This is a genomic window from Rhizobacter sp. P3_B12 (genome assembly GCF_056402895.1).
This window is the reverse complement of sequence record NZ_JBFUGN010000459.1, coordinates 1-4,794: the sequence shown is the minus strand read 5'-3', so window position 1 is coordinate 4,794 and position 4,794 is coordinate 1. Positions and strand designations below refer to the sequence as shown.

The 4,794-nt window shown below is 68.9% G+C and carries 6 protein-coding genes; all 6 read right to left on the bottom strand.

Annotated features, from left to right (window positions below; all coding sequences use genetic code 11):
• Window positions 1-1,589 (bottom strand): TRAP transporter large permease (locus AC1D01_RS21150; protein WP_477869753.1); only part of this gene is annotated, 1,589 nt, incomplete at its 3' end.
• The gene (locus AC1D01_RS21145; protein ID WP_477869752.1) at window positions 1,586-2,215 is read right to left on the bottom strand and encodes a TRAP transporter small permease subunit; all 630 of its coding nucleotides are present in this window, start codon (window positions 2,213-2,215) and stop codon (window positions 1,586-1,588) included. The genes AC1D01_RS21150 and AC1D01_RS21145, both read right to left, overlap by 4 nt.
• An 88-nt stretch (window positions 2,216-2,303) precedes the next feature.
• Window positions 2,304-2,951: a response regulator transcription factor gene (locus AC1D01_RS21140; protein WP_477869750.1), complete on the bottom strand. Its 648-nt coding sequence runs from the start codon at window positions 2,949-2,951 to the stop codon at window positions 2,304-2,306.
• Window positions 2,948-4,318, bottom strand: a complete 1,371-nt coding sequence (locus AC1D01_RS21135) for a cache domain-containing protein (protein ID WP_477869748.1) — start codon at window positions 4,316-4,318, stop codon at window positions 2,948-2,950. Before AC1D01_RS21135 ends, AC1D01_RS21140 begins: the two co-directional genes overlap by 4 nt.
• 23 nt (window positions 4,319-4,341) lie before the next feature.
• The gene (locus tag AC1D01_RS21130; protein ID WP_477869746.1) at window positions 4,342-4,689 is read right to left on the bottom strand and encodes a protein tyrosine phosphatase family protein; all 348 of its coding nucleotides are present in this window, start codon (window positions 4,687-4,689) and stop codon (window positions 4,342-4,344) included.
• A 10-nt stretch (window positions 4,690-4,699) separates the two neighbouring features.
• Window positions 4,700-4,794, bottom strand: a 95-nt coding sequence (locus tag AC1D01_RS21125) for a GatB/YqeY domain-containing protein (protein ID WP_477869754.1), incomplete at its 5' end; no start/stop codon positions are given.

The window sequence follows — 4,794 nt, the reverse complement described above, 5'->3', positions numbered from 1 at the left end:
ATCTCGTCGTTGTTCAGCTTGTTCTCTTTGCCGAGCCCGCTCGACACCAGGCCGGGGAACGCGATCACCAGGCCCACCATCACGATCTGGATCAGCACGAACGGGATCGCGCCGCGGTAGATCTGCCCGGTCGTCACCCGGGCCACCGGCGCCTTCGTGACCTTGTCGGTGTAGTCGTCCACCGGCGCCACGCTGCGCAGGTAGAACAGCGCGAAGCCGAACGGCGGGTGCATGAACGAGGTCTGCATGTTCACCGCCAGCAGCACGCCGAACCACACCAGGTCGATGCCCAGCGTGTGCGCCACCGGCCCGATCAGCGGAATGATGATGAACGACAGCTCGAAGAAATCGAGGAAGAAGGCGAGCACGAACACCAGGATGTTCACGACGATCAGGAAGCCCAGCTGGCCGCCGGGCAGGCCGGTCAGCAGGTGCTCGACCCACTTCGGCCCGTCGACGCCCTGGAACGACAGGCTGAACACGGTGGAGCCGACCAGGATGAACAGCACGAAGCACGACAGCTTCATCGTCGTGTCCATCGCCTGGCGCAGCAGGCTCAGGCTGAGGCGCCGGCGCGCGAGCGCCATCACCAGCGCGCCGGTGGCGCCCATCGCGCCGCCTTCCGTCGGCGTGGCGACGCCGAGGAAGATGGTGCCGAGCACCAGGAAGATCAGCGCGAGCGGCGGGATCAGCACGAAGGTCACGCGCTCGGCCATCTTCGACAGCAGGTTGAGCCTGGTCACGCGGTTGATCACCGCCAGCAAAAAGGCAAAGCCGACGCCGACGCACATCGACGTGACGATCAGCTCGTCGGTCGGCGTGGCGGCGGGCCGGCTGCGCGCGAAGGCGAAGGCCGAGGCCACCGACAGTGYCGCCACCACGCCCAGCGAGCGCAGGCCGCTGCTGCCGTCGGCCTCGCGGATCGTGCGGGCTTCCTTCGGCAGCGCCGGCGCCCACTGCGGGCGCCACATCGTCACGCCTGCGATGTAGAGCACGTACAGGCCGGTCAGCACGAAGCCGGGAATGAAGGCGCCCTTGTACAGGTCACCGACGCTCTGGCCCAGCTGGTCGGCCATGATGATCAGCACCAGCGACGGCGGGATGATCTGCGCGAGCGTGCCCGACGCGGCGATCACGCCCGACGCGACGCGCCGGTCGTAGCCGTAGCGCAGCATGATCGGCAGCGAGATCAGCCCCATCGAGATCACCGACGCGGCGACGACGCCGGTGGTGGCGGCCAGCATCGCGCCGACCAGGATCACCGCGAACGCGAGGCCGCCGCGGATCGGGCCGAACAGCTGGCCGATGGTGTCGAGCAGGTCCTCGGCCATGCCCGAGCGTTCGAGCAGCAGCCCCATGAAGGTGAAGAACGGCACCGCGAGCAGCGTGTCGTTCTGCATGATGCCGAACATGCGCAGCGGCAGCGCCTGCATCAGCGCCGACGGCAGCAGGCCGAGCTCGATGCCGATGAAGCCGAACAGCAGCCCGCAGGCGGCCAGCGAGAACGCGACCGAGTAGCCGAACAGCAGGAACACGATCAGGCTGCCGAACATGATCGGCGCCATGTTGGCGGACAGGAACTCGATCATTTCGTGCTCCCTCGGGTGTTCTCGAGGGCGGCCTTCTCACGCACCGCCACCTCTTGCTGGCGCAGGAACTCGGCGAGTTCTTCCTCGGCCGATTTCGCGCTGCCCTTCTTCGTGGGATCGGGCACCAGGCCCTTCAGGAAGGCCACCCGCTTGATCAGCTCGGACAGGCCCTGCAGGCCCAGCAGCGCCAGCCCCACCGGCAGCAGCACCCAGGCCGGCCACAGGACCAGGCCGCCGGCGTTGCCCGAGACCTCGCCGCTCTGGTACTTGCTGACCACCACCGGCCACACCAGCTTGATCGCGACGATCACGAACGGCATCAGGAAGGCGCAGATGCCGACGATGTCGATCCAGACCTGCGTGCGCTTGGAGAAGCGGCCCGAGATCACGTCGATGCGCACATGCTCCTGGCGCAGCAGCGTGTAGCCGGCGGCCAGCAGGAACACCGCGGCGAACAGGTACCACTGGATCTCGAGGTAGGCGTTCGAGCTGACGTTGAACACCTTGCGGACGATGGCATTGCCGGCGCTGATCAGCACGGCCGCCAGCACGAGCCACGCGAGCCACCGKCCGACGAACTCGTTCAGCCGGTCGACCAGGCGTGAGAAGGACAAGAGGGGTTGCACGAAACGTCTCCAGGACTGGTTCTTTTGGCAGGGTGGAATCAGACCCGATCCGGATCCGTCCGGCAACGGGTCAAACAGCTAAGTGAAACTACGTGGCGGCCGGGGTGTCACCGAAATCCCGGCAGTGCTCCACCGCGTACTTGATCAGCTCCGCCTGGCCTTCGAGGTTCAGCTTGCGCTTGATGTTCTGGCGGTGCGATTCGACGGTGCGCACGCTCAGGTTCAGGTCCTGCGCGATCTGCTTGCTCGAGCGGCCCTTGGCCAGGCACGCGAGGATCTCGCTCTCGCGCAGCGACATCACCGGCCGCGGCGTCTGCGCCCGCATCAGCCGGCCCGAGATCGCGGCGCTGAGGAAGGTCTCGCCGGCCTGCACCGCGGCGATCGCCTCGATGATGTCGGTCGACGGCGCGTCCTTCAGCACGTAGCCGCGCGCGCCGGCCTGCATCGCGCGGTTCACGTACTCGGGGTTGTCGTACATGCTGAGCACCAGCACGCGCAGCGCCGGCCGCTCGGCGAGCAGGCGGCGCGTGAGTTCGATGCCGTTCACGTCTTTCATGCCGATGTCCATCAGCACCAGGTCGACGGCGTGCGCGGCGAGCTGCGCGAAGGCCTCGGCCGCGTCGCCGGCCTCGCCGACCACGTCGATGCCGGCCACGCTGCACAGCCGGGCCTTCAGGCCCTCGCGCACCAGCGGGTGGTCGTCGACGATCAGCAGGCGGGTGGCGTTCGGGGTCATGAGGCGGTGGTGGCGAAGCGTCGAATGGCCGAGGTGGGCACGTCGGCGACGACCTCGGTGCGGCCGGGTTTCGACGACACGTTCAGGCTCCCGCCGATCGACGCCAGCCGCTCGCGCATGTTGCGCAGCCCGATGCCGCGGCGCGGGTGATGCTGCATCGCGCCGACGTCGAAGCCGCGGCCGTCGTCGATCACGCGCAGCCGCACGCCGCCGGCGCCGAAGGCCAGCCGCAGCGCGATGYGCGACGCGGCCGCGTGCTTGTCGATGTTGTTCAGCGCCTCTTGCGTCACGCGGAACARCACGGTGTTGATCTCGTTCGGCAGGCCCTCGGCCGGTTCGCCGCGCACCCGCACCTGCAGCGGCAGGCGGCGCTGCTCGCCGAACTCTTCGCCCAGGTGGGCGAGGGCGGCCGGCAGGCCCAGCACGTCGAGCTCGGCCGGGCGCAGCCGGTGCGAGATCTCGCGCACCTCGCCGAGCGCGCCGTTCAGGCGCAGCAGCGCCTTGGTCAGCGTGGCCGGCGCGGCCGCGCCGAGCTGCGCGACCGACGATTCCATCAGCAGCTTGATCGACACCAGCGTCTGGCTGGTGCTGTCGTGCAGCTCGCGCGAGAGGTGGGCGCGTTCGTCCTCCTGCGACTGCACGACCTGGCGCGCCAGCAGCCGCAGCTTGGCATCGGCGATGCGCTGCTCGCTGACGTTGAGCGCGAGCCCGCTGCCGCCGATCAGCACGATGCCCAGCAGCGCGATGCCGGCGATCCACCACATCGTGTCGGCGATGTTGGCGGTGACCTGCTGGTCGAGCTGCTTCATCGTGGCCTGCACGTCGTCGAGGTACAGGCCGGTGCCGAACATCCAGTTCCAGCGCGGCAGCGCGACCACGTAGCCGAGCTTGGGCGTCACCTGCCCGGTCGACGGCTTGCGCCACAGGTATTCAACGAAGCCGCCGCCTTCGCGGGCGCGTGCGATCAGCCGCTGGATCACCGGCTCGCCGTTGGCGTCGCGCATGTCCCACATCGGCTGGCCGACCAGCTCGGGCTGGCGCGGGTGCATCAGGTTCTTGCCGGCCAGGTCGTAGAGGAAGAAGTAGCCGTCGCTGCCGTAGTCGAGCGAGGCGAGGCGGCGGATCGCCTGCTCCTTGGTGGCATCGTCGTCACGGCCGGAGGCGTAGAGCGGCGCGATCGTGCTCTGCGCGAGGTCGACGTAGTGGCGCAGCTCGGTCTGCTTGGACGCCATCGTCGCGGCCTCGACGACGGCGCGCTCGCGGGCGGCGAGGTCGTTCTCTTTCTGGCGCACCGCGACCGCGATCAGCAGCAGCGACGCGATCAGCGGGATCACCGCGAACAGGAAGACCTTCAGCTTCAGGCGCATGGACGGCCGCCGTGGCTGCGGGGTCAGGCGGAGCCTGTCGCGGCCCGGTAGAGCTTGCCGGAGCGCGTGCCGGTGCGGCAGAACGCGAGGATCGGCTTGGGCAGCGAGGCCAGCAGCGATGCGAACTCGGCCACCTGCTCGGGCGTCTGCACGGCCGGCGCGACCGGCAGGTGCGCGTACTGCAGGCCGGCCGCGAGCGCGGCGGCTTCGACGGCGGCGCTGGTGGGTTGATCGGGGCCGCCCTCGAAATCGGGGCGGTTGTTGATCACGCTCTTGAAGCCCTGCTGCGCGGCCCAGGCCATCGCGGCCGGTTCGAGCTGGGGCGCGACGCAGACATCGGCGCTGAGCTGCTGGACGACGGGATCGCTCATGGTTGGCGACCTATTTGCTCAAGGCTTGCTTGACCGCGGCGGACACCAGGCCCATGTCGGCCTTGCCGGCCAGGCGGGTCTTCAYCGCGCCCATCACCTTGCCCA